Below are 25,410 nucleotides of genomic sequence, written 5' to 3'. Positions count from 1 at the left end.
TAGGGTCATTATCTCATGGGGTCAGCGGTGTGGTCTCGACATTGGAGACTGGCTTTGAAGCAAAGCGGCGTTCCCGCCAGATGATGTAGAGGCCCGACGCTACGATGATGGCGATGCCAAGCCATTTGATGGCATCCGGGAAGTGGTTGAACACCAGCCAGCCAAAGATCGTCGCAGAAACAATTTCCAGATATTGCAGCGGGGCCAGCATCGAGGCCGGGGCTGCGCGATAGGCGTAAACGCCGAGAATGCCTGATAGGGTGGCTGAAACACCAACACCCAAGAGATAAAGCAGGATTGTGGTATCGGCCGAGGTGAAGGCAATGCCGGGCATGCCAAGCATGTCACTGAACAACATTGGAAGGGCGCAGAACAGGAAACCCCACATGCCGGACTGAAGCTGCATGCTCCACGGGTCTTCCTTCTGCGAACCGATGCGAGTCAGAATGGCGAAAATGGCAATGCAGAATGCCGAAAGAACCGGCAGAAGCGCAACGTAACCGACTTCGGCAAAACTGGGCTGAATGACCAGCAGCGCACCGAAAAAGCCGACGGCGCAGGCGGTGTAACGCCGCCAGCCAATGGCTTCCTTCAGGATGATGCTGCTGAGAATGGTCAGAATGATTGGCTCAACGAAAAAGATGGCAATTGCATCTGCCACTTCCATGAATTCCAGCGTGGCAACGAAACTGATCATCGACAGGGCAAGGATGCCACCACGAACGATGTGAAAGCCTGTTGAGCGCCAGGACATTGAGAACAGATGCGGTCGCATGATGAGAAAAGGCACGGCTGCAAGCGATTGGATCAGGAAACGCGCCGCGCTGATTTCAATCGCTGGAACGGTCGTGATGGCCAGCTTGGCGAAAATGTCGATGATCGGGGAAATCATCACCGCGGCAAACATCATGAACAGCCCGGTGGATACACTGCCGGATGCCAGAGCTGTCGCTTGAGTTGCTGTTTTTCCGCGGGCCATTTTCGATGTCATTGGTGTTTCTTTCAACGTGCGAATGCGCAACGGTGTTCTGACTATAGAACACCCTTTTTGAGGGAACGCATTCGATATTATCTCATGATGATATTCCGTTTCGGCACAGGAGCGGTCAGTCCCCGACGACCTTTGTGCACCATGCCGCGAAATCGGCTGCGGGCACTTCCCAGCCTTTTTCATTCAATGTTTCGTGGCGCATGCCCTTGTAAATAATGTCCTTGATGTCAGTGAAGCCGGCATTTCGGAACTGGTCTGCAAGCCAGACAATTTCCTTGCCGTCATTGGTGGCGGCATCCTCGTCTCCGCTGACCAGCAGGATCGGCATGTCTTTTGGTAATCGGCTGATCAGTTTTGGGCCACGATAGGACATTTCAAATACGTCCTGCCAGAGAGAGACACTTGCCTCGAAACTGCAGAGCGGATCTTCGACATAGGCGTCGACAGCAGCCTTGTCGTGGCTCAGCCAGTCGGCGGTGGTGCGCTTTTCCGGCATACGGGCATTCCATGTCCGAAACGTTGCCTTGGGCAGAATACCGCTCGGCACATCCGAACCCTTCAGCCATTTCTCGATGCGCAGCACCACCTGAGCGGCACGGCCCGAAAGACCGGGGTTAAAGTTGGAGTTCCATATGGACAGGGCAGCAAAGGATTGCGGATGGCTGACGGCGGTGTTCAGTGCGACAAGTCCACCCATTGAATGTCCAAACAGGACAACCGGCAGGCCGGGATGACGCTCGCCAACCAGATTGCGCACAGCCATCACATCCTTGATCGCCTTGTCGACGCCATCTTTCCACGCAAAACGGCCAAGCGGCGCGTCATCGGCTTTTGTCCGCCCGTGGCCTCGGTGGTCATGGGCGTAAACTTCAAAACCCTGTTTTGCCATTACATCGGCAAAGCGGGCGTAACGACCGGCATGTTCAACAAGGCCGTGGCAGATCATCAGCACGCCGCGCGCCTCGTTTTCGGCGGGCATGTGGCGATAGGCAACAGAGGCGCCAGACGGACTCTCAAGGCGGTTGATCTGTGAGAACATGGTTTGCCCTTTCGTTCAGAGCATCCTAGTGCTTTTGCAACTTTAGGTATTGCAAAATCAATGCTTCATCCTTTACGGATGTGAGGTTGATCTTGCAGGGTTTGGTTATGATATCCATTTCAGCCAATACAATGAAACCGTTACAGAAAAACGGTCAATTACCCATCTTCCACGTATCCTTGCTGATTTATACCGTCGCCATGATCGTGATCTTCCTGAGCATGACCGAAGGTGTTGCTCAGGGGAGTGATGTTGACGACCGGATGCGAGAACTGCAAATCCGTCATTTGCTGTCGCCCAAAGGGCAATGGTTTGATTTTCAGTTGCCGTTCATCGCCATGCCGGAACCGTATTTCTCGCCGTGGTCGCGGCTGGTTGACTTGCCCTATGTCATTGTAACTGCAATTGCGGAAATGCTTTTCGCACCTGAAGTGGCCTTGAATATTGCGCTCTTTATCGTTCCACTTCTTCTGCTTGTGCCCTTCAGTTTTCTGGCGGCGTTGCTTTTGACGCGGATGGTGCCGCTCGAAACATTTTCTACGCGCATGCAGATCATTCTGATTGTTTGCATGGTGTGCTTTCTGGCAAGCGTAGTGCAGGAATTTTCGCCAGGTCGCATCGATCATCATAATGTGCAGATCCTGGCAATGATGATGCTTGCTTGCGGGTTAATGCTGTGGAGCTTCAATGGTGGTGTGCTGATCGGTTCCGGCGCCGCCATATCTCTGGTAACAGGCCTTGAAGTCTTGCCGCTTGTCGTGGTCGTCTGGGCGGGTCTTATACTTTCCTATCTTGTCGGTAATAAAGAGAGCAGGCGGGTGCTGCTTGGCGCCTGTATGGCAATGTTTATTGCCACCATTGTTTGTGCATTTGCGTTTCTTGGACCTGCCTCGATACGGTCGGTTCAGTGCGATGCGTTTTCGGCACCTTATATATTGCCGATGATTTTGGTGCCGCTGAGTATATGTGGCAGCCTCTATTTTACGCCGCGTGCTGCGCAGCAGTCTATCAAGGCGGCGGCTTTCATTGTCCCGCTGCTGATTATCGTTGCTGTTACGGCCTGTTTGTTTCCGCAATGCCTGCAAGGTCCATATGGGATGTTGGGGCCGCTGGAGCACGCGCTTTGGTTTGATCGCCTTTTGCAGGAGAAGAACTTCCTGCAGCTTTATAGTGTCGATACGAGTGGTGTCGTGCCTCTTCTTGGCGCGGTAACCGGACTTGTGTTTTTTGCACTTATTCCTGTCATCAGGAAAGGCTTTCAGCAGAATACCAAATATCTGATCCTCTACGCGGTCATGGCGTGTGCGCTTATTCTGGCGTTGTTGATGGCTCGTTATTTGAAATTCGCGCTGTTATTTATGCCGTTTTTCCTTTTCTTCTCCGTGCACTGGTGGCGGCAGGCGAGAGCAGACGGCGCCTCGATCCTGCCAGCGGTGTTTAGTTCTGCTGCAAGCGTGCTTGTTTTTGCAGGATCGCTTCTGATGTTCTCCAAAGGCGAATTTGCCTTTCACCCCACTGATTTAATGCAATATGACCAGTGCCAAGGGCAGGATATGTCAGTCTTGGCAACGCTTTCGCCGGGCCGTATCATCTCGCCGCAAGGATTGGCGATGTCACTCGCAGCAACCATGCCGGATGGTTTTTCGATTGCATCGGCGCCGTTTCATCGCACAGCACCCGGTATGCGTCGGGTCTTTACGGCATTTCTCTCCAATGACGTTGAAGCCAGAAAACAGGCGCTTGCACCTTTTGACTATGTTGTTGTATGCCGCCTGGGATTTGAGTTGAGCGACAAGGACGCTGTGCTTTACACGGTGCTGGCAACAGGCCAAGACTGGCCAGGGCTGGAAAGAATTATCACAGACAACGCGTCCGACTTGCAGGTTTTCCGCATCGATCACAGCCGCTTACGATAGGATTTTGACGGGGCGTTGTATGCCGTTTGCATTTGCGACGTAGGATAATTCCCGTTTCGACATTGCCCCACACGGTCATTTCGCCTACATAGCGGCAAACCTCATTTTATGGCGCGGAGCATTCCTTTAATGGCACGTCAGTTCATTTATCATATGTCTGGTCTTAACAAGTCCTACGGGGCGAAGAAGATCCTCGAAAACGTTAACCTGTCGTTCTACCCGGATGCCAAGATTGGTATTCTCGGTCCAAACGGTGCCGGTAAATCTACTGTGCTGCGCATCATTGCCGGTCAGGACAAGGAATTTACCGGTGAAGCCTGGCTCGCCGAAGGCGCGACCGTTGGTTACCTCGAGCAGGAACCAAAGCTTGATCCTGCCAAGACCGCTTTTGAAAACGTCATGGAAGGCGTTGCCGACAAGAAGGCCGTTATCGATCGTTACAACGAATTGATGATGAATTATTCCGACGAAACTGCGGATGAGGGTGCCAAGCTTCAGGACATCATCGACAGCCAGAACCTGTGGGATCTGGAACAGCAGGTCGAAATGGCGATGGAAGCACTGCGCTGCCCGCCAAAGGACGCCAATGTTGAAACGCTGTCGGGTGGTGAGCGCCGTCGTATCGCGCTGTGCCGTCTGTTGCTGTCGCAGCCTGACCTGCTGCTGCTCGACGAACCGACCAACCATCTTGACGCCGAAACCATTGCATGGCTCGAAAAGCACCTGCGTGACTATCCGGGCGCCGTGATGATGATCACCCACGATCGTTACTTCCTGGACAACGTTACCGGTTGGATTCTCGAACTCGACCGTGGCCGTGGCATTCCTTACGAAGGCAACTACTCTGCCTACCTGCAGGCCAAAGCAAAGCGCATGCAGCAGGAATCCCGCGAAGAAGCCGGCCGCCAGAAGGCACTGTCGCGCGAACAGGAATGGATTGCATCCAGCCCGAAAGCCCGTCAGGCCAAGTCGAAGGCCCGTATCAAGGCTTACGAACAGCTGGTGGATGCCGCTGAAAACATTCGTCCAGGCGACGCGCAGATCATCATTCCTGTCTCCGAGCGTCTTGGCCAGGTCGTTATCGAGCTGGAAGGCATCAACAAGGGCTTTGAAGGCCGCACGCTGATCAACGACCTGTCGATCAAGCTGCCACCGGGTGGTATCGTTGGTATCATCGGCCCGAACGGTGCCGGTAAGTCGACGCTGTTCAAGATGATCACCGGCCAGGAAAAGCCGGACGCTGGTTCGATCCGCGTCGGTGAAACGGTTCACCTTGGTTATGTTGACCAGAGCCGCGATGCGCTGGATGGCAACAAGACCGTTTGGGAAGAAATTTCCGGCGGTGCGGAAGTGATCAAGCTTGGCAAGTTCGACATGAACTCCAGAGCCTATTGCGGCGCGTTCAACTTCAAGGGCGGTGATCAGCAGCAGAAGGTTGGCAATCTCTCGGGTGGTCAGCGTAACCGCGTGCACCTTGCAAAGATGCTGAAGGCTGGCGGCAACGTGCTGCTGCTCGACGAACCGACCAACGACCTTGATACGGAAACACTCGGTGCGCTGGAAAGCGCGCTGGAAGCCTTCGCAGGCTGCGCCATCATCATCAGCCACGATCGCATGTTCCTTGACCGTCTGGCGACACACATCCTCGCTTTCGAGGGTGATGGCCATGTCGAATGGTTCGAAGGTAACTTCGAAGACTACGAGGAAGACAAGGTTCGTCGCCTTGGTCCTGACGCCCTCAATCCGGGCAGCCAGGCCTACAAGCGCCTGACCCGCTAAGACCTGTCCAAATAACGGACAATTTCATGAAGCCTCTGCACGCTATGTGTGCAGAGGCTTTTATTTTGTGCGGAAAATCTTGCCGATTTCTAAAAATTTAGTGCCTGCGACATATGTGTGCACCTTGATGATCGTCATTTTAAGCCATTGTTTTGACTTTTACTTTCAGTTTTTCTTAAGGTGGTTTCCGTAGATTTTTCTAGTGCATGATCGGCACAATTTTAGATGGCATGAGGCCATGCTTCAGGAGTGTCTCATGAGATTGGTCGATATTTCAATCAGCAAGCGGCTGTGGACCGCAGTCACCTTGCCCATGCTTGCTGCCGGTTATCTTGCCTATGCCCAGATATCAGATCGCTTGGTTATCTATAATGACATGCAGCAGATTACGGTCGCCAGTGAACAGTTGAAAAAGCTGAGTGACATGGTGCATGCCCTGCAGGTGGAGCGTGGCCTGACAGCGGGTTTTATCGGTTCAAAGGGCAATCAGAATGCGTCCCAGCTTGCTAGCGCCCGTTCGCAGACCGATGCAGCGGTCGGAGAGTTCCAGACGGTGTCGCAGGAACTGGCGAAAGCGGTTGATTTTGATCTGGCCGGTCCCAAGCAATCAATCAGCAGCGGTATTGGCGAAATTGCAGTTCTACGTAGATCCGTCGACAGCCTGTCAACGACCGGTGCGCAATCGTTCAGTTTCTACACGGGCGTCGTTGGCAAGATTGTCGGTCTTTCCGGCAATATCGCCGCTACTGCGCAAGACGCCGGCATTGCCCAGCAGATGTCTGGCTATGTGCAACTAATGCAGGCCAAGGAAATTGCCGGTCAGGAACGTGCAATTGGCAATGGCTTTATTACAGCAAAACGAGTGGACCCAAGCCGCTTCGCAGAGTTTGCAGCCATGGCTGGCGGTCAGGCCGCGCTTCTCAATTCTTCGCTGTCAGTTCTGGATGAAAACCAGCGCAGCAAATATCAGGCGATGATTGCCGACGTTTCCCAAGACGTTGTCGCGATCCGCACGCTTATTCTTGCCAATGGCGAAAATGCCGAGCTGGGCAATCTCGACAGCGGCAAATGGTTCACTGTTTCCACCAAACGTATTGAAACGCTCAAACAGATCGAAAATGAGGATTTGCAGCGCATCGCGGCATTGGCGCAGGCGCATGCCGATGGTGCTTTCAGCAATCTTGTTGTGATTGCCGTGCTTTGCCTTATCGGCGGCCTCATCATGGTGGTGTTTTCCGGCCTGATGGCGATGACGGTTGTGCGGCCCATTGCACGCATGGTTCAGATTATGGGGCGCTTGGCGCATGGCGATATCGACAACAATGATGTGGCGACCGGCCGCAAGGACGAAATAGGCGACATGGAACAGGCCGTTGAGGTGTTCCGCCAGTCCGCTATTCGTAATCGTGAACTGGAAGCGGCAGAGGAAGAGGCAAGGGGCCGTGCAGCGCGCGAGCGGCTGGACATGCAACGGGTTGCGGAGGCAGAAGCAGAGGCGCGGCTGGTTGAGGCCACAAGCACCTTTGCCAGCAGCATGAAACGTCTGGCCGCTGGTGATCTGCTGTGCGAGTTGCACGAACCACTGTCCTCGCAGTTTGAAGCATTGCGGCAGGACTTCAACAGTTCGGTTCGTCAGTTGCGTGAGACGCTTGCAAGTGTTGGTCATTCCGTATCCACGGTGACTGGTGGATCGAAGGAGGTTTCGTCTGCGTCTGATGATCTCTCACGTCGTACCGAGCAGCAGGCCGCGTCACTTGAGGAAACCGCTGCAGCGCTGGAACAGATCACCGCCAATGTGACTTCAACATCCAGACGGGCAGGCGAGGCGCGTGATGTGGTGCGTAACGCCCGTGATCGTGCCGATAACTCCGGCAATGTCGTGCGCAACGCCGTTTCTGCCATGGAGAAGATTGAAAACTCCTCCAAGCAGATCAGCCAGATCATCGGTGTTATCGACGAGATCGCCTTCCAGACCAATCTGTTGGCCCTGAATGCCGGTGTCGAGGCCGCACGTGCGGGTGAGGCAGGCAAAGGCTTTGCTGTCGTTGCACAGGAGGTGCGTGAACTGGCGCAGCGTTCTGCCAATGCTGCCAAGGAAATCAAATCACTGATCGGCAATTCTGAAATTGCCGTTAGCGAAGGTGTGCGCCTCGTCAACGATACCGGTACAGGTCTGGCTGAAATTGCCGGTCTGGTTCAGTCGATCAATATCCATATGGAAGCCATTGCGACCGCAGCACATGAACAGTCCGCTGGACTGGCGCAGGTCAATACGGCCGTCAATCACATGGATCAGTCGACGCAGCAGAATGCGGCGATGGTAGAGGAGATGAATGCGGCCGGTGCGGCGCTTGCGCAAGAAAGCGTCAATCTCAACTCCCTGCTGTCGCAGTTCCAGCTTGGCCAGCAGGTTGGGCAGTTGCAGGCGGCGGCGGATGTCATGCGTCGTGTGGCAGCACCTGTGTCGACGGCTCCTAGACAGGCGCCGGCTCGCCGTTCTGCTGCGGTTGCGCATGGCAATGCGGCCGTTGCCGAGGATTGGACCGAGTTCTGATCTCATAGGCCAATGGCAGAGGGCTGACCTTCAGCCTGACTTCGATACAAGCGGCCGCATAAGGGGAAGCCTTTTGCGGCCGCGATCAAATTGCACTCTGTTTTATCGTTTAGTTACGGCCTTGGTCTTGAGTGCCGCACGCCGGGTTTCCTCCAGACGGGAAACAGGCTAAAAGCATCCTATGAAATCTGCACCGTGTACCATCTGCATAGTGCTCCCGCGCATCTGACGTGAGGGGCTGTGGCGACAAGACCTCTGGTCTTTCGCAAGGATGCCGTGTGCCTGCAAGTGCGCCGCGGCGAAACACATGCAGAGAGAACTTCAATGCAGAACTATTTTGAAAGCCCTTTCAGGGGCATTACGCTCGACAAGCAGATAACCAACCCCAACGTCGTTGTTGGTCGCTACAGCTATTATTCCGGTTATTATCACGGTCACAGTTTCGATGATTGTGCCCGGTATCTTCTGCCGGATGAAGGTGCCGACAGGCTGATCATTGGTAGCTTCTGCTCGATTGGATCAGGTGCTTCCTTTATCATGGCTGGTAATCAGGGTCACAGAAACGACTGGATCAGCACCTTTCCATTCTACTGGATGTCGGAGGTGCCGGCATTCGTAGGCGCGCAGAACGGTTACAAACCGGCCGGTAATACCGTCATCGGCAATGATGTGTGGATCGGTTCCGAGGCCGTTATCATGCCGGGTGTCAAAGTCGGGGATGGTGCGGTGATCGGTACACGCGCGCTGGTAACCCGTGATGTCGAGCCTTACGCAATCGTCGGCGGTAATCCAGCCCGTAACATTCGTCTGCGTTTCGATGAGCGTCTGATTGCTATGTTGCTGGAAATGCAGTGGTGGAACTGGCCCGATGAACAATTGCATCAGGTGATGCCGCTGCTGACCAGTGGCGACATCGAAACGCTTTATGAGCATTGGCAGGCGGGAATCAACGTCGTTTGACCTTTATTGCTCACCTCAGGGCGGCCGGAGCGTCGCGCAAACGGCCGCCCTGGGACCTGTCGTGACCTGACAAAATGCGTTAACAGTTTTGGGATTATCGCTTGCAACCGCTTATCAAATCACATAAAGATATCTTTATGTCTTGATTGGGGCTTGGCGAGGCGTGTTGTGCAGTTTGAATTGAACAATCTTGTGGATTTGTTGAAGGCGGCAGGTGAGCCGACGCGGTTGCGTCTGCTGGCTTTGTTGTCGGCTGGCGATCTGACTGTCACCGATCTTACCGAAATTCTCGGTCAATCCCAACCACGTGTGTCCCGACATCTGAAGCTTTTGACGGAAGAAGATCTAATCGACCGTTATCAGGAAGGTGCATGGGCTTATTTCCGTCTGAAACAGGATGGAAACGCCGCTTCGCTGGTTCGTCAGTTGCTGGACGCAACTGCCAAGGATGATGCCGTTTTACTGCGTGACAGCGAACGCCTGGCTGATGTGAAACGGGTCCGCTCCGAGCGCGCGCAGGATTATTTCAGCCGCAACGCGGCCGCCTGGGACGAATTGCGCAAGCTGCATGTCAGCGACGAATTGATCGAAGAGCAACTTCTTGGCCTGATTGGTACGACGCCGATCGACTCGATGCTGGATCTTGGCACGGGCACCGGCCGTATCCTGCAGTTGCTCAGCGGTGTCTACCGCCGTGCGATTGGCGTGGATGCCAGCCGTGACATGCTTGCCGTGGCGCGGTCCAATCTCGACAAGTCGGGCATTAGCAATGCGTCCGTCCGGCACGGCGATATTTTCAACCTGCCGCTTGAAGGTCAGGATTTCGATCTGATCGTTATCCATCAGGTTTTGCATTTCCTGGATGAGCCTGACCGGGCCATTGCCGAAGCTGCGCGTTTGTTGCGTCCCGGTGGCCGTCTGGTCATCATCGATCTGGCACCGCATTCATTTGATTATCTGCGGGAAGACCATGCCCATGTGCGGCTCGGATTTTCTCACCAAACGCTTGAGGACTGGCTGAAGAAGTCTGAACTCGAGCTTCTTAAGGCGGTTGATCTGCGCTCCGGCAAAGCCGGCAGCCAGTCACTGGATGTTACAATCTGGATTGCAAAGGACCAACGTTTGCTGATTGCAAACGAGGCAGCAGCATCCACTCCGTTTGTTGCCTCGGGGAGGGCATGACAATGGCCACGACAGAACAAAATCGCGCCAATGGCCATATTCATCTGTCCTTTGAGTTCTTTCCGCCGAAATCGCCGGAAATGGACAAACAATTGTGGGAAACCGTGGCCGAGCTTTCGCGCTGGAACCCGGACTTCGTGTCGGTGACCTATGGCGCTGGTGGCACGACCAAGGCACCGACGCTTGAGGCTGTGCGACGGATGATTGGCGATGCCAAGCTGCATACGGCAGCGCATCTGACCTGCGTTGATGCCAGCCGGGAGGACGTGCATAAGGTTGTGGACGAATTTCGTGCTGCCGGTGTACGCCATTTCGTGGCGCTGCGTGGTGATCCGTCAACCGGTATCGGCACGGCATATAAGCCGCACCCGGACGGTTATGCCAATGCATCGGAACTGGTGAAGGGGCTGCGCGAGATCAGCGATTTCGAAATCTCTGTGTCCGCCTATCCGGAAAAACACCCTGAGAGCACCGACGAAGCGGCTGACATCGACATGCTGAAGCGCAAGTTCGACAATGGCGCAACGCGTGCCCTAACGCAGTTCTTTTTCGATAACGACGTCTATGAGCGTTACATGGAGCGTGTAACGGCTGCTGGCATCACCATTCCCGTAGTGCCGGGCATCATGCCGATCCAGAACCTGACGCAGCTTAAGCGTTTTGCTGGCCGTTGCGGCACAAGCGTACCTTCATTCCTGGATACTCGCTTTGAAGGTCTGGATGACAACCCGACAGACCGTGCCAAGGTGGCCGCCGACGTGGCCGCTGAGCAGATCGAGGATTTGCAGCGACGCGGCTTCAGCGAATTTCACCTTTACACCATGAACCGTGCGCCACTGGTCAATGCTGTTTTGGAAAATCTTGGCCTGTCGCGTGAAAGACGCTCGGCAGCCTGAACCGACTTAAGTTCTTACAAATACGGAAAAAGCGCAGATCCTCCCGAATCTGCGCTTTTAAATTTTTTTAAGTCATCAACTGTTTTGGATGCTTGATCGAGCCTTGAAGTCCTCGTCAGATAAAAAGCATTGCTCCGACGAACACAAACGCCATACCGACTACCAAGGCATTAAGAGAGTTCGTGAGTCCCATGGTCTGCCTCCTTCTGTTGACTGGAGGATAATATGACCGTTTTGTGTCGCTTGAAAAGCGTATTTTATGCCGCAGCGCAGTGCATTTGTTCGGTTTTTAGGAATGAATTTCCTCAATCCATTGAAAATCAAATAATATTTCAATATTAGAAATTAATTGTTTTATTGAGAAAAAGTAAATCCAGGCCGCTTATCCCCAGTCGTTTTGTCGAGATTAGGACATAATCCTTAAGCGGGATGGTAAACGCGGCCCCAGATTCGAACAGGGGCCGCTTGGTTCAATCGGTGCCAAATGTGGCAGTTTCGCCTTAAAGCGCGTCGAGAAGCTCGCGGGTAGGCCAACCATCAGCTGCCATACCAAGACGCTTCTGCTCGCGCTGGACGGCAACACGGGTCCCTGAACCGAGAATGCCGTCGATCTTGCCAACGTCATGGGTCATGTTATCGAGCTTGGTTTGCAGCTCGCGCATCGCCGCGTCATCCAGGCCCTGATCGGGGTTACCCTTGTTGTAAACAGGTGCGCCCATCAGACGTGTGGCGAAATAGGCCGCAGACGTCGTGTAGATGAAGGACTGGTTCCACTCCAGATAGACATTGAAGTTGGGGTAGGTGATGAAGGTTGGGCCTTTGCGACCCTGTGGCAGCACCAGTGCGGCCGGCAGGTTTGCGAAATTCTTGTTGCCATCACGCGGGGTCACGCCGAGCGCAAACCACTCGCCAGCCGTCAACGGACCACCGAGACCGGATTTCTCCCAAGGCAGGTTTTCTGGAACACTGACTTCCTGAATCCATGGCTGGCCCTTGCGGAAGCCAAGGCTCTGGATGAACTTCGCGGCAGTCAGGATGGCGTCGGCAGCGCTGGTCTTGACGTTGATGTGGTTGTCGCCGTCACCATCGACACCAAAGGCGATAATGTCCTTAGGTAGCATCTGGACCTGGCCGATTTCGCCAGCCCATGCACCGGTGTTGGTGGCAGGGTCGAGATCGCCATGCTGCACCATCTCAATTAGGGCAAGCAGCTGCGGACGGAACAGTTCCGGACGGCGGCAGTCATGCGACAGGGTCACAAGTGCGTTGCGGGTGTTGAAATCACCTTGAACGGCACCAAAATCGGTTTCCATGGCCCAGAAGGCAGCGATGACGCCAGCTGGAACACCAAATTCCTGCTCGGCGCGCTGGAAGGTGCTGGACAGCTGCTGGATCTTCTTGCGGCCAATATCAAGGCGAGCCTGGCTGACGGTGCGCTGCGAGAACTCAAGGAAGGTCTGTTTGAAAACGCCCTGGGCGCGGTCTCTCGACAGAACCTTCTGGTCAATCTCCGCGCCTGCCAGAGCCTTGTCGATGGCGTCAGCCGGGATGCCCTTTGCCAATGCGTCTGTTTTTACACCCTGCAGGAAGGCTGAAAGATCACCGCCGCAAGCTGCGGCCTGTGCGGGTGCCTGTGTTGTTGTCTGCGCCTGCGCAAAAACAGTACCGGAAGTCAGAAGGCAGGTGGCAGCGACGAGAACCGCGCTGCGGACGGATGGCATGAACATCGTGTGGTTCCTTGGTAATGAAGTTTTCCTGCTTTCGACAAGCTTTGTGACGAAAGCATGAGGCCTGGTATAAAAACACCCCAAAACCGGGCTGAACACCCGGTTTGATGGCTGCTTCGTTAACAAAGGCCTTTCAGCATTACTTGCTAGCGGTTGTAACCCAGCTTTTCCAGTTCTTTTCGCTGCCCGAGAACACGTTGATATCCGTCGGTCCGGTCACGCCGGGCACAACGCCGGTTGCGGTATATTGCCAGAACGCCCAGCGGCGATCCTCATAGATCTTGGCTGGATGAGCAGCCACCGAGCGAACCCAGAAATGGTAGTCCTTGAACTGGCCAACCAGATTGTCACGATGGAAGTCCACCGAGGTGTAGATGATCGGACGTTTGCCGTAGTGTTTCTCGAGACGGTCGAGGAAACGCTGCATCTCGGCGCGCACGACCATCGGGGCAGGGCGCGTCTTGCAGGTCGGGGAAGACGGGTTCCACTCGACATCAAGAACCGGCGGCAGGGTTACGGCTTCCTTCGGCACGTTCTGGATGAACCAGTCGGCCTGCGCATCCGCCGTCGAGCAGAAATAGTAGAAATGGTAGGGTGCATGCAGAATGTCCGCTTTCGCGGCGAGGCGCCAGTGGTCATTGAATTTCGGGTCGATGCGGTCGGAACCTTCGGTGGCCTTGATAAAGACGAAGGAGACGCCTGACTTGCGCACTTGCTGCCAATCGACATCGCCGTTCCACTTGGACACATCGATGCCATGGATATCATGGCGGTGCGGATTGTTGACGCCAAAGTCCTGCGGATCGGTGTCCTGAAAGCGTGGTTTGGCAACGGATGCCGTTTCCAGCAGGTCATAGCTGGCGGAAGTGCAGCCACTGACCAGCATCAATGTGGAAAGAACCACCGGTAAAAGCCGTCGCCCCATGTCTGTCTCGTCTAAAAAAGGAATATTACCCCCACACCACCTCGGTTTCGAAGCAGTTCGGATATTCTTAATTCAGCATATCGTGGTAAACAACCGGTTATGACAAGGGGCAAAACACTGTTTTGCTTGGTATTTAAGCAAGGCTTTGCAGCAAGATGTCATCATCCCCGTTTTTTTACCGAGGATGATGCTGGATGTGAGGGGGCGTTTGTGCCGTTTATCCCTGCTGGACTTTGGTAATCACCGCCCGCCAGGCGTAACCACCGCCAATGGTTTCAAAGCGCAAGGTCGCGTTATGCTGTGCAAGGCGCTGCTTGAGAACATCTCGCAGATCAGCTCTCGGCGTGACATGGAAGCGGGTAAGCCACCCCCGCAAAAGGCGCCTGAACAGCGAGGGCAGTTTTTCCTGCTGTCCGAAATCGACGATATGCAGGCTGCCTGCCGGTGCCAGTGCAGACAATGACGCATCGATTGCGCCGTGCCAGTCGGGGATCATCGACAGCGCATAGGAAATCATGATCCGGTCGAAACCGCCGTCCTGTCCGAAATCGGCAGCGTCAAAGGCCGTGGCATCGGCCACTTTAAAAACCGGTTTTATCGATTCAGATCTGAAGTTTGCGGCAGCTGTTTCAAGCATTTGTGCAGAAATATCCAGACCGAACAAACGGGCGGCAGGAAATGTCTTGCCGGTCAGCAGCAGATTGCGACCTGTGCCGCAACCGACTTCCAGCATGGTGCCGTCGGCTGGGATATTCAGGCCAGCAATGGTGCCATCGCGTCCCAGCAGATAATATTTGCGGGTCAGGTCGTAAATGTACCGCTGGTAGCGGTACATATCATCCATCAGGCCGGCGTGGTCATTGCTATCAAGGGACTGAAACCCTTTGCTTTGACCACTCATACCGAGGTCTTTTCGTAGATGTGGAAGCCGCCGTAAATTGCCGAACGATCCTTGCGGTTCAGTTCGTGCGACCGTTCTTCCAAATAGACCCAATTGTTGCGGACTTCCGGCGACAGGCGGCCTTCGATGACGCTTTTTTCCGCAGCGGTACGGAAGATGACGCGTGCGCCCTGGGCAGCGGTGCGGGTCATCTGGCTCCACAGATCGTTGAGCTGTGTGTCGTTCATCCAGTCCTGCGCATCCAGGAGTACGTAGCGGTCGAGGCTGGCGGCCTGTTTTCCAGCCAAAAGCTCCGTGAAGGTTGCGTGGTGTACCGAAACCTTGAGCGCGTTGTTACGAATGGCTTCGTAATATTCCGGCTTCAGGTAGGCTGGCAGATCGCCTTCATGCGGCTCTGGATACCGGCGAGCAAATGCCTGCCAGGCGAAGTAATTATCCTTCAAGGGGAAGTCGCAAGCCAGCTTTTCAAGGCGGGCACGCAGAACCGGGGTGATGGTGTTGCCATCCGAGAGGCTTGCCAGTTCGTCATACTGACGTGGCGGAATGCCAAGGCCAAACAGCGAGCTTTTGCGTTTGGTGAGCCAGCGGATCATTGGCTTGTCAAACAGCGGTGCTACCTTCTCATCAAAGAAGCGGCGCTGCTCATCCATGGTGCGGGCGTGGGTCATCTCGGTCAATTTGACGCCGTGCAGGCGGGCAATGACGTGACCTGCGCCGATAAAGCGGCCGAGCAGGCCGGTGCGGTAGATATTGCGATTGAACACCGAAATACGCCGACGGCCGGTCATCGTGCGCTTGGACCAATAGGCGCGGGTCTGGTGGTCGAGGTGAGGGGCGATGAAGCGGTCATAGCCTTCACTGTTGCTGCGGATGTTGGACTGGCCGAACTGGCGAACAACATCTCCGTGGCCGGGCAGGTGATGGAAAGCGGTCAGCTTGAGCTTGTTGAGGGCGATGTGATGCGGATTGAGATCGACGACATCAATGCTTTCAGGATTACGCGAGAGATATGCCAGTACATTGCAGCCACCGGAACCGATGGTGACAATGCGGTGCCCGTTCCGCAATTCCATGGCTTCCATGTCGACTTCCGGATCTTCCCATATTTGCGGATAAACCAGACCGGAAAACAGCACGCCGAACAGACGCTCGGAAAAGCCATCCGTGGAAAGTGTCTTGTGCTGGAGGAGGGCATTCTTCAGCTTTCCATTGTTACGAAAGCTGGTTTTGTGTGTGGCGCTCGTCATATGATTCCACCTCTACATTGGGTTAGAGGCGTTTATCTCTGATACGCTACAGTTTGATGACGTGCTGTGGATAGCGCCTATTTGCGCAGGACGTGCAACATGCCCTTACGCTTGGCATCGTAGTAGTAACCACGCGCGTAAAGACGTACGGCATTGTCACGGTCGTTGTCAGCCACCAGCCATGCGCCGCGCAGATATTTAACTGCGTATTTCAGGTTGGTTTCTGCATCGAACAGACCGGACGCAGGGCCATCAAAGCCCATGGAACGGGCGGTGGCGTGTTTGATCTGCATGAGGCCGTAATGTCCACGGTTGAAGGCAGATGGAACGTAACGGCTTTCGCGTTGTACGACACGGTGCACCAGATCTTCCGGCACATCATACATCTGCGAGTATTTGGAAATCAGCGTGCTGAGCTTTTCGCGTCCGACAGGAGAAGTTTCCATGCCTTCGCGGGTGTTGATGGCAGCGATGGCCGAGTTCTGCGGGGCGGAGGCATACGCCATCATCACGCCCTGCGGTTTTTGAGAGGGAACAGCTGTCTGCGCGGAAATGGCGGCCTGGGCGGCCTTGCCATCGTCAAACGGCTGCATGGCCATGGAAATGCGCATGGCTGCAGATTCGGATTGTTTGCTTGGGAACGAACCCTTTACGGCGGCAACCTGTGTGAAAGTGGCCGTGTTGCCTGCTGTGGCGACGGTGTTTGCGGCTGCAGCAGGTGTGGCCTGCGCGGTTGTTGCCTGCTGTGCTGCCGGAGTGGTTGCCTGCGCCACCATTTGTGCTTCTGCCTGGCCATCGGTCGACGCTTGGGCGGCTGCTGCGGCAATTTCTGCGGCTGGTGGAAGAACGAGTTTGCCGGCAGCATCAACGGCGACGCTTGCTGTCGCGGGTGCTGCTGCGGCCTGTGCAGCAACTTCCGTGCCTGCAACTACAGTTGCGGCGGCCGGTGCCGTGCCATCTGCAGCAGGCGCTGTCGTTGCCTGCGCCTGCAAGGTCGGCTGGGTGGTTTCAAGCTGAGGCTTGGAAGCAATTTCTACGCTGGTGCAACCTGCCAAAGTGGCTGCGATACCAAAAGTGGTCGATATCAGGAGCGCCGTTCTCCGGCTTGCACTCAGGCGTTTTGTCATGTTGCCGCTCTCGTTTTGCCTGTCTTTCGACGCCCTCGTCGCGAACGAAGCAGGCCACTACATGTGACGTCCATTAACCTATTGTGAACCGGGCGGCAAGCAGGCCTGCAACGTCAGGCGGCAATGCGGCGGTATCCTGCTGTTACGGCGCGACCGCTGATGAAGTAGCTACGGCGTTGATAAGGCTTGCGTTTTTGGTTGCTCATCTGCCGCGCAAGTGACAGGCTCTTTTCGGCAAAAACAGCGTGTCCGAGGGCCAGAACAAGCGACATCAGAAGGGCCAGCGCCTGCATTTCTGCCAGCAAGGTAATGTTGTCTGCACCTGCTGTCACGAACTGCGGCAACAAGGCCAGAAAGACAGCGATGAAACGTGGTGTCAGCGCAAGGCAATAACAGTCGGTGAAAACACCGCTGGCTGTCTTGAAAGGAAGGTTGTCATTGTCGGCCTTGGCAAGCCGCACAGCCGGGCTGGCAAACACCCACAGCATGAACAGCAACAGCCAGCCGATGCCGGCCCATTGCACGATTTCCAGCAGGGATGCGGAGAGATAGGCAAAGCCGAGCGTTGGCACCGCGGCGGCCGTCATGGCGGTTACAATGCCAATCGATGCGCCTGTAATGGCCGGGAAAATGGTTTTTTTGCCTCTGATGGCACGATAGGATGCCACCCGGTGTGAAAGCGGCGAGGGAAGTGAAAACAAAATGGCGCAAGCTGCGGCAAATGTGATCCATAGCTCGGCGTTCATCATTTCGGCTCCCTTTCCTCTCAAAGCGCAACGGATCAGCAGATAGGCCGGGCGCGCCTTAAGTCTTTCTTATCGCATGTTCTTATCTCAAAACCGCTACACAGTTTTGTGTGCCATGCTTTAATTTAGCAAGATCAGAAGCATGATGCCATGCTCCTGACGTCTTGCAAGGGAATTTACCCTGAAAAAGCATCGGGTCGTCAATCAAAAAGAAATTTCCTGACAAGCCGATGCATAAATTCAAATGGTTAGGGCACCTGCAGGTTGCAGGACGCCCTTATGCGTCATGCTGACACAGCCTTCTGGCCGATGTGATCCATCACGTCGGTGAACCATTTTGCCGAGATATCGAAGTGCTTTCCACCCTTGATGCGTGGGAATTCTATGGTGCGCAGCTTGCCACCCTGTTCCTCGTCATGGCCGGTGACACCGGACACCTTGTTGAGCGCGCTTTCGACAGCAAGATCGACCATGCTCTGGATCAGGCGCAGGTCATCCTGATTGGCCGGGGCCGAGCGGGCATAATAACCAGACTTCTGAACCATCGAGCGTTCCGCGCCGATCAGCGATGCAAACTGCTTCTGGAACCAGCCGCCGACATTGATGGTGTCGATCTTGACGTGCCCAAAGGCGTCGCGCTTGACGCTTTCGCCAGCCGCTTCGCGCTCGGCAACGATGGTATCGAGGCCAGCACCTTCCGACACGAACAGCGTGACATAACCTGATTTGTCCATGATGGCGCGCAGACGCTCAGATTCTGCTTCCAGGTCAAACGCCATTTCCGGCAGGAAAAGGCCGTCGATGTTCTTCATCGCGGCATTCATCATGAAGCCGTCGACATATTCATTAGCGCTGGTTTTCTGAATATACGAACGGGCGGTTGCTGCCGTCAGCCAACCGCAGTGGCGGCCCATGACTTCATGGATTACCAATGTGCGAGGTGCGGCACTCTGTTCATTGCTGACATTGTCAAAGAAGTTTGCGCCGACTTCGGCGGCTGTCCATGCGCCAAGCGACTGCTTGATTGGAACGACGTCATTGTCGACCGTCTTTGGAAGGCCAACCACAGTGAGGTTGTAACCATTGGCGCCAAGATAGGCTGCGAGATCGGCAGCGGTGGTGTTGGTGTCATCTCCACCAATGGTGTGGAGGATGGTGACGCCGTCATTGGCCAGACGCTCAGCCGCAACGCGCAACGGGTTTTCGCCTTCCTTGACGAGGCCGCGCTTCACACAGTCGGCAGCATTGGTCAGCTTGACGCGGCTGTTGCCGATTGGCGAGCCGCCATAACGATGCAGCAGGTGCGCCTTTTCGCGCATGTCCTTGTTGATTTCGATACGGTCACCCAGAAGAACGCCCTGATAACCGGAACGGTAGGCCACGATGTCGAGCTCCGGGGCGATGTCCGTGTATCTGCCAATCAGGCCGCCAACAGCGGAAGAGAGGCAGGGAGCAAGTCCACCGGCGGTCAGCATTGCGACTTTCTGTTTGGCCATAACGGCACTCCTTTTAGGTCATGAAAATCTGGTCTGTGGGCAAATGGATGCGACAGCAGGCCGCGGCTGTAAAGTGAATTTATCAAGAAAAACGGGTGTTTCGCCGGGTTTTTGGAGGCGATTGCGGCCAAGGGCAAATATAATCGTTTCAATTGATGACGGTGATATGGCGCCATTTGGCGGGCTGTGGATAACCTTGTCCGTGCTGCGTCCCGTGGCAGGTTGTGCGTGTGTGCCAGTTTCGATCATCAGGTTCATCGCGACCAAAGATGAATAAAACTTAATACTGGCAGGGTACCGTACACCTTGATTTTTCGGGCATTATCTGGTGAATCTGGATTATGATTATAGATTTCGCCTGTCTGCAACTTTCATCTCTGTGGGAACGGCTGCTCGGCGCAATCGGCGACGTGGCGGGAAATACGCTCGGTCGCGTGGTGGAAGCCATCCGCACGCTGTTCGAGGGCGACCCGGAAACCCGTCGTAAAGTATCATTCTCTGTGGCGATCATCGCGCTCTCTGCCAAGATGGCCAAGGCTGATGGTGTCGTCAACGATGCCGAGGTGAAGGCCTTCAGGCAGATTTTCGATTTTCCGGAAGAAGAAGCGCAAAACGTCGCGCGTCTTTATAATCTCGCCCGTCAGGACGTGGCCGGTTATGAAGCCTATGCCGAGCGTCTGGCCGGCCTTTGCGGTTCGGGACAGGACAATTGCCAGATGCTGGAAAGCGTCATCGACGGTCTTTTCCATATCGCCAAGGCGGATGGTCTGATCCATGAGCGCGAACTGGCATTCCTTGGCCGTATTGCGGAAATCTTCCACATTACCGAAGACCATTTCGAAACGATCATGGCCCGCCACGTCCATCTTGATGGTCGTGACCCTTACAGGGTGCTTGGTGTTTCGCGCTCTGACGCATTTACTGAGATCCGCAAGCGTTACCGCAGTCTGGTGGCAGAACATCATCCGGACCGTTTGATTGCTCGTGGCGTGCCGATGGAGTTGCATGCCGCTGCCAATGAACGTATGGCTGCACTCAATGCCGCTTATGCGGCGATTGAGAAAGAACGCCGCGCTGCATGACTGCTTTTACACCGGATTACATGGGTGCGTCCGTCGCACCTTCGCCTAACCATGGCGAGCGGGTAGATAACTGTCCGCCTGATATGATCATTCTTCATTATACTGGTATGCCGAGCGCAGATGGTGCTCTGTCATGGCTGTGCAATCCGGAAAGCGAAGTCTCCAGCCACTACTTTGTTCACGAAGACGGGCGTGTGGTGCAGCTTGTGCCAGAGGCGCGCCGTGCATGGCATGCTGGCAAAAGTTTCTGGGCTGGTGCTACGGATATCAATTCACGCTCCATCGGCATTGAAATTGCCAATCCTGGCCACACCGGCGGCTTGCCCGCATTTCCTGCCGAACAGATCAAAGCGGTTGTCGAATTGTGCAGAGATTGTGGCGAGCGCTGGTCTATCGCGCCTGAAAGGGTGCTGGCGCACTCTGATATCGCACCGGTTCGCAAGGTTGACCCAGGCGAAAACTTCCCCTGGAAGGTCCTGCATGAAAACGGGGTCGGGCACTGGGTGGAGCCGGGTGCGGTAACTGGCGGACGCTTTTTCCAGCGCGGCGATGCTGGCCAACCGGTCGAGGCCCTGCAGTCCATGCTGTCCTTCTACGGATACAATGTTGAAATTACAGGGTCTTTCTGTGAAAAAACAGAAGGTGTCGTTGCTGCATTCCAGCGCCATTTCCGTCCGCTGCGGGTGGATGGTATCGCCGATTTCTCGACAATCGACACGCTGCACAGGCTTTTAACAGAACTTCCAAAATACCGCTCTGTTTAAGTTGTTTTCAGTTGTTTTGTTCCTGAATTGGCGGCTTTGAAGATCAGTTTTTCCGAGTTGCCACAGTATATCCTTAATAGGCTGTTTAAACGTCACCATTGAACTGCGGTGGGACGCTCATTTAAGCAACTGTCGTGAATATCAACAAGTAAGACATTTTTAGCCGGAGTATCCGTGATGGACTCCGCAAGGTGAACTGTTGCGCCGTGGCGCCATTCCGGTCTTACGTCTGGAGATTTTTTCTAAATATGAAAAGAGTTGTTGTTGCCGGTGCAGCATGTCTTGCCATGCTCGTTGCACAGGGTGGATCTGCGTTTGCCCGTGATGAGCAGGTTAAAACCAAAACCGTTACACTTGAAACCATGATCCGTAAGCCCGGTTATCCAATGCCGGAAAAGGCAGTTCCTTCGGCTCTTACCAATTCTTACTCCCCGATCATTGTCAAATACGCCAAGAAATATGGTGTGCCTGTTGGACTTGCTCATGCTGTTGTCAGCGTCGAGAGCAAGTTCAATCCAAAGGCCCGCGGCAGTGCCGGTGAAGTTGGACTGATGCAGATCAAGCCGGCAACAGCGCGTATGCTTGGTTATCGCGGTACGGCAAAGGGCCTTTACGACCCTGAGACCAATATCCGCTGGGGTATGGAATATCTCGCCCGGGCACATCAGCTTGGCGGCGGCCAGACCTGCGGTACCATTCTGCGTTACAATGCAGGCCATGGCGCAAAGCGCATGAACCCGGTTTCCAAGCGTTACTGTGGTAAGGTGCAGGCACTTCTGGAAGGCTGATTGTCCTTTCATGTTCGTGTCAATCAAACGGTTGTGTTCTTGCCGTTTGAGTTCACCTGTCGCGTACATATCATGTGTTGACAGGCGGACTGCCGGTCATGGTAGCTCTGTTTCCGGAATATGGAGCAGAATGCAGTGACGGACTTTAAATACATAATCATAGGTGCGGGCATGATGGGCGCAGCCGCAGCCCGCCACCTTTCTCAAGTGACCGATGGCGTTGCGCTGATTGGTCCTGAAGAACCAGCAGATCGTAAAAACCATTCCGGTGTGTTTGCCAGCCATTATGATGAAGCCCGTATCACGCGCGGTTTCGATGGCGACCCGATTTGGGGAACGCTCGCGGTCCGATCTCTTGCCCGGTATTCCGAAATCGAAGTGGCCAGCGGTATTTCCTTCTACAGTGAAGTCGGCTGCCTGTTCTCGGGCGAAGAACCAATCTCCGATACCGATTATGTGCGTCGTGCCTTTGCCACGGCTTCCAGGCTTGATCTTGATATTGAGACGGTCAGGCCGGCCGCCATGCCAGCGCGTTTTCCTATGTTTGCGCTGCCGCCAGCTGATAACGGATATTTCGAAGCGCAGAATGCCGGTTATGTGAACCCGCGCGCCTTGGTGAAGGCGCAGGTGACCGTCGCGCAAAAGCAGGGTGTTTCCGTGCTGCGGGACACGGCAATCCGCGTCAATGACATGTCTTCGCATGTGCTGGTCGAAACGGCCGATGGCAACAGCTATACGGCAGAAAAGGTTTTGGTGGCGGCCGGTGGCTTTACCAATATGTCCGATATCTTGCCGCGCCCGGTCGACATGGCGGCGACTGGTCGAACCATCGTGTTCTTTGAACTTGATGAGGCAAAGCAGGCGCTGTTCAAGAACATGCCGTCCACCATCGTGCTGGCCGATCATGACGACGATATCGTCTATATCCTGCCGCCGGTGCGGTACCCGGATGGCAATGTCTATCTGAAGATTGGCGGCGAGGGGGAAAAGAGCGCGCTTGGTTCGCTCAGTGATGCAGTCTCCTGGTTTCAGTCGGACGGAAATCTTGCAGAGGTCGACTATCTGACCAAACGTGCGCTTTCGTTGATGCCTAATCTTGCTGGTGCGCCGGTCACATCCGGCTCCTGCGTCGCATCTATTACCAAAACCGGATATCCCTATATCGGTTACACGGATGCACCCAATATCGCGGTGCTGACGGGTGGCAATTTTGTTGCGGCAAAATCCTCAGATGAAATTGGCAGGCTCGGTGCGCAGCTGTTATTTGACGGAGCGCTGCAGGAGCGTGAATTGGCCGCAGCAATGGCGCCGGTTTTCGTCTGACTTTGATTCAGCGGATCGCTAGAACGTATTGATCCTGAATCCAAAAAGCGGGACGCATACTCAAAATAATAAGGGAACAGCATGTCAGCACATTTCAAGCATATCGTCATTGGTCGCGGCATGATGGGGGCCGCCGCTGCCAAATATCTGGCACGGCAGACCGACGGCGTTGCGGTGATTGGTCCCGATGAACCTCAGGACGCCAAGACCCATCAGGGCGTGTTTGCCAGTCACTATGATGAAGCGCGCATAACCCGTACCATTGATCCCGATGCCGATTGGGCGTTGATGGCAAATCGCTCCATCGCCCGTTACGGTGACATTGCACGGGAAAGCGGTGTTGAATTTTACGCCCCTGTTGGATGCCTCGTCGTTGGGCCGAAGCGTGGCGGCAGCAATCCATTTATCCAGAATATCTGCAATGCCGCTGCCAAACTGAATGTCGAAACGCAGCTGTTGAGCAATGATGCTCTGGCAAAGGATTTTTCCTATTTCGCCTTTGAAGCGGGTTGCGAGGGGGTGTTTGAGGCCAAAAATGCCGGATACGTCAATCCTCGCGCGCTGGTGAAGGCGCAAAGCACTCTGGCGGAAAAGGCGGGGGCTACCGTTTTGCGCGAAGTGGCTGTGTCTGTTCGTGACGAAGGCGGCGTTGCGGTGGTGACAACGGCCGAAGGCAATGAATACCGCGCTGATAATGTGCTGGTGGCGGCCGGTGGGTTCTCGATCATGGAAGGTCTGCTGCCGCAGCCTGTGAAGCTCAATGTCTACAAAAGAACGGTGACGTTTTTTGAAATTCCCGAAGACGAACTGGATGCTTATTCCAGCATGCCATCGCTGATTTATGAGCCGAGCGATCCGTCAAAGCACATCTATATGTTACCGCCGGTGCGTTATCCAGACGGCAAGGTTTACCTCAAAATAGGCGGTGACCCTGACGATAAGCTGGTTTCCGGTGATGCCGACATGCGCGAGTGGTTCCGCGCTGGCGGCCGACAAGTTGCGCAGGATCATCTGACGGCAATTGTTGCGACCCTTGTGCCATCGGTTGATTTGTCACGTGTTTCAACAGGTGCCTGCGTGGTGTCGAAAACGCCGGGTGGGTATCCGGCAATCGGCTTTACGTCGTCCCCCCGTATTGCCGTGCTGACGGGTGGATGTGGAACGGCCGCCAAGAGCTCGGACGAGATCGGGCGGCTGGGTGCAACCTTGGTACGTGAGGGGCAGATTGATGATGCTACCTATGTCACGGACTTTAAACCCGCCTTTGCAACGATGTGATGCTAACCGGCGATCTCAAGTGATTGCCGGTTTTACCGTCTTTCCTGTTTTTCACTGTGGCTTTCCTACTGAAAGCCGTTTAAGGAGCCGATGCCAGTTGGCCGGGCAGCCGCGCTTTACCAATGTCGAAAGACGGTAAGGTGAGGAAAGTCCGGGCTCCACGGAAACACGGTGCCGGATAACGTCCGGCGGGGGCGACCCCAGGGAAAGTGCCACAGAGAGCAAACCGCCACGCATGCGTGGTAAGGGTGAAAGGGTGGGGTAAGAGCCCACCGCGCGACTGGTAACAGAAGCGGCAAGGTAAACCCCACCGGGAGCAAGACCGAATAGGGATGACGCGGGGCGCGCAAGCGCCTACAGCCGGTTTTCGGGCCAGTCATCCGGGTGGGTTGCGAGAGGCGGTGTGCAAACATCGTCCCAGATGAATGGCTGCCACGTTCCGGGTCAAACCGGGGCCATACAAAACCCGGCTTATAGGCCAACTGGCGATTTTCCTCCTGATGAGGGTCTTTGCGGATTTGATTCCGCTTTTCCTGTTATTGCTCTGAAATATATGAATAAATCGTGTTTTATCACGCGGTTCTGCGCGCCGTTTCGGTTGCGCTTTCGCAAGTGGCATAAACCATTCATTAAACTTAACGGTCTATGAATATACGATGCGGAAGACGGTATTGTGCTGGCTTCTCCCA

General features: G+C 54.9%; 20 protein-coding genes and 1 other RNA gene. 12 read left to right on the top strand and 9 right to left on the bottom strand.

The genetic code is table 11. The annotated features are described in order from the left end of the window. Positions 1-13: 13 nt before the first annotated feature. Both ACZ5FM_RS10670 and ACZ5FM_RS10665 read right to left on the bottom strand, forming a co-directional pair. Positions 14-991 (bottom strand): DMT family transporter, encoded by a 978-nt coding sequence (locus ACZ5FM_RS10670; protein WP_275641640.1) that lies wholly within the window; start codon positions 989-991, stop codon positions 14-16. Between the two features lie 115 nt (positions 992-1,106). Further along, complete coding sequence (locus ACZ5FM_RS10665; protein WP_312945365.1) at positions 1,107-2,030, bottom strand: alpha/beta hydrolase; 924 nt, start codon at positions 2,028-2,030, stop codon at positions 1,107-1,109. A 107-nt stretch (positions 2,031-2,137) separates the two neighbouring features. On the opposite strand from ACZ5FM_RS10665, the gene ACZ5FM_RS10660 reads away from it, so the two are divergent. The 6 genes from ACZ5FM_RS10660 (at position 2,138) to metF (ending at position 11,317) form a co-directional block, all read left to right on the top strand. After that, positions 2,138-3,946 carry a hypothetical protein gene (locus tag ACZ5FM_RS10660; protein ID WP_464038649.1) on the top strand — a complete coding sequence of 603 codons (1,809 nt, stop codon included), beginning with the start codon at positions 2,138-2,140 and terminating at the stop codon, positions 3,944-3,946. 129 nt (positions 3,947-4,075) lie between these two features. Then, complete coding sequence (ettA, locus tag ACZ5FM_RS10655) at positions 4,076-5,725, top strand: energy-dependent translational throttle protein EttA (RefSeq protein ID WP_192488491.1); 1,650 nt, start codon at positions 4,076-4,078, stop codon at positions 5,723-5,725. Between the two features lie 256 nt (positions 5,726-5,981). Then, the gene (locus tag ACZ5FM_RS10650; protein WP_464038648.1) at positions 5,982-8,279 is read left to right on the top strand and encodes a methyl-accepting chemotaxis protein; all 2,298 of its coding nucleotides are present in this window, start codon (positions 5,982-5,984) and stop codon (positions 8,277-8,279) included. Between the two features lie 324 nt (positions 8,280-8,603). Then, positions 8,604-9,239, top strand: coding sequence for a type B chloramphenicol O-acetyltransferase (gene catB, locus ACZ5FM_RS10645; protein WP_464038647.1), 636 nt, complete (start codon positions 8,604-8,606; stop codon positions 9,237-9,239). 168 nt (positions 9,240-9,407) lie between these two features. Further along, a complete protein-coding gene (locus ACZ5FM_RS10640) occupies positions 9,408-10,421 on the top strand; it encodes an ArsR/SmtB family transcription factor (protein WP_192488493.1) in 1,014 nt (337 codons plus the stop codon). 2 nt (positions 10,422-10,423) lie between these two features. After that, on the top strand, positions 10,424-11,317 hold the full coding sequence (gene metF / locus ACZ5FM_RS10635) for a methylenetetrahydrofolate reductase [NAD(P)H] (RefSeq protein WP_192488494.1): 894 nt from the start codon (positions 10,424-10,426) through the stop codon (positions 11,315-11,317). Positions 11,318-11,817: 500 nt separating this feature from the next. Here the strand turns inward: metF and ACZ5FM_RS10630 are convergent, their stop codons facing one another. The 7 genes from ACZ5FM_RS10630 to ACZ5FM_RS10600 all read right to left on the bottom strand — a co-directional run bounded on the left by ACZ5FM_RS10630 (position 11,818) and on the right by ACZ5FM_RS10600 (position 19,486). Then, a complete protein-coding gene (locus tag ACZ5FM_RS10630) occupies positions 11,818-13,038 on the bottom strand; it encodes a lytic murein transglycosylase (protein WP_250982386.1) in 1,221 nt (406 codons plus the stop codon). A 145-nt stretch (positions 13,039-13,183) separates the two neighbouring features. Further along, the gene (locus ACZ5FM_RS10625; protein WP_464038646.1) at positions 13,184-13,969 is read right to left on the bottom strand and encodes a glycoside hydrolase family 25 protein; all 786 of its coding nucleotides are present in this window, start codon (positions 13,967-13,969) and stop codon (positions 13,184-13,186) included. A 217-nt stretch (positions 13,970-14,186) separates the two neighbouring features. Beyond that, entirely contained in the window at positions 14,187-14,870 is a 684-nt protein-coding gene (locus ACZ5FM_RS10620; protein ID WP_464038645.1) for a class I SAM-dependent methyltransferase, read from the bottom strand. Continuing rightward, positions 14,867-16,117, bottom strand: a complete 1,251-nt coding sequence (locus tag ACZ5FM_RS10615) for a BtaA family protein (protein ID WP_464038644.1) — start codon at positions 16,115-16,117, stop codon at positions 14,867-14,869. Before ACZ5FM_RS10615 ends, ACZ5FM_RS10620 begins: the two co-directional genes overlap by 4 nt. A 77-nt stretch (positions 16,118-16,194) precedes the next feature. Then, positions 16,195-17,244: a transglycosylase SLT domain-containing protein gene (locus tag ACZ5FM_RS10610; RefSeq protein ID WP_464038643.1), complete on the bottom strand. Its 1,050-nt coding sequence runs from the start codon at positions 17,242-17,244 to the stop codon at positions 16,195-16,197. A gap of 113 nt (positions 17,245-17,357) precedes the next feature. After that, positions 17,358-17,993, bottom strand: coding sequence for a LysE family translocator (locus ACZ5FM_RS10605; RefSeq protein WP_250981887.1), 636 nt, complete (start codon positions 17,991-17,993; stop codon positions 17,358-17,360). A 281-nt stretch (positions 17,994-18,274) separates the two neighbouring features. Then, positions 18,275-19,486 carry a pyrophosphate--fructose-6-phosphate 1-phosphotransferase gene (locus ACZ5FM_RS10600; RefSeq protein ID WP_192488499.1) on the bottom strand — a complete coding sequence of 404 codons (1,212 nt, stop codon included), beginning with the start codon at positions 19,484-19,486 and terminating at the stop codon, positions 18,275-18,277. A 341-nt stretch (positions 19,487-19,827) separates the two neighbouring features. On the opposite strand from ACZ5FM_RS10600, the gene ACZ5FM_RS10595 reads away from it, so the two are divergent. The 6 genes from ACZ5FM_RS10595 to rnpB all read left to right on the top strand — a co-directional run bounded on the left by ACZ5FM_RS10595 (position 19,828) and on the right by rnpB (position 25,211). Next, positions 19,828-20,568 carry a J domain-containing protein gene (locus ACZ5FM_RS10595; RefSeq protein WP_192488871.1) on the top strand — a complete coding sequence of 247 codons (741 nt, stop codon included), beginning with the start codon at positions 19,828-19,830 and terminating at the stop codon, positions 20,566-20,568. Next, positions 20,565-21,332 carry an N-acetylmuramoyl-L-alanine amidase gene (locus ACZ5FM_RS10590; protein WP_464038642.1) on the top strand — a complete coding sequence of 256 codons (768 nt, stop codon included), beginning with the start codon at positions 20,565-20,567 and terminating at the stop codon, positions 21,330-21,332. Before ACZ5FM_RS10595 ends, ACZ5FM_RS10590 begins: the two co-directional genes overlap by 4 nt. 248 nt (positions 21,333-21,580) lie before the next feature. Continuing rightward, on the top strand, positions 21,581-22,120 hold the full coding sequence (locus ACZ5FM_RS10585) for a lytic transglycosylase domain-containing protein (RefSeq protein ID WP_464038641.1): 540 nt from the start codon (positions 21,581-21,583) through the stop codon (positions 22,118-22,120). Between the two features lie 135 nt (positions 22,121-22,255). Next, positions 22,256-23,443: an NAD(P)/FAD-dependent oxidoreductase gene (locus ACZ5FM_RS10580; RefSeq protein ID WP_464038640.1), complete on the top strand. Its 1,188-nt coding sequence runs from the start codon at positions 22,256-22,258 to the stop codon at positions 23,441-23,443. Positions 23,444-23,524: 81 nt separating this feature from the next. Then, positions 23,525-24,721, top strand: coding sequence for an FAD-dependent oxidoreductase (locus ACZ5FM_RS10575; protein ID WP_464038639.1), 1,197 nt, complete (start codon positions 23,525-23,527; stop codon positions 24,719-24,721). Positions 24,722-24,814: 93 nt separating this feature from the next. Beyond that, an RNA gene (gene rnpB, locus ACZ5FM_RS10570) (RNase P RNA component class A) lies at positions 24,815-25,211 on the top strand. The last annotated feature ends 199 nt before the right edge of the window (positions 25,212-25,410 follow it).

This window comes from Agrobacterium sp. 5Ca50 (assembly GCF_055381905.1).
This window is presented reverse-complemented; position numbering and strand designations above follow the sequence as displayed.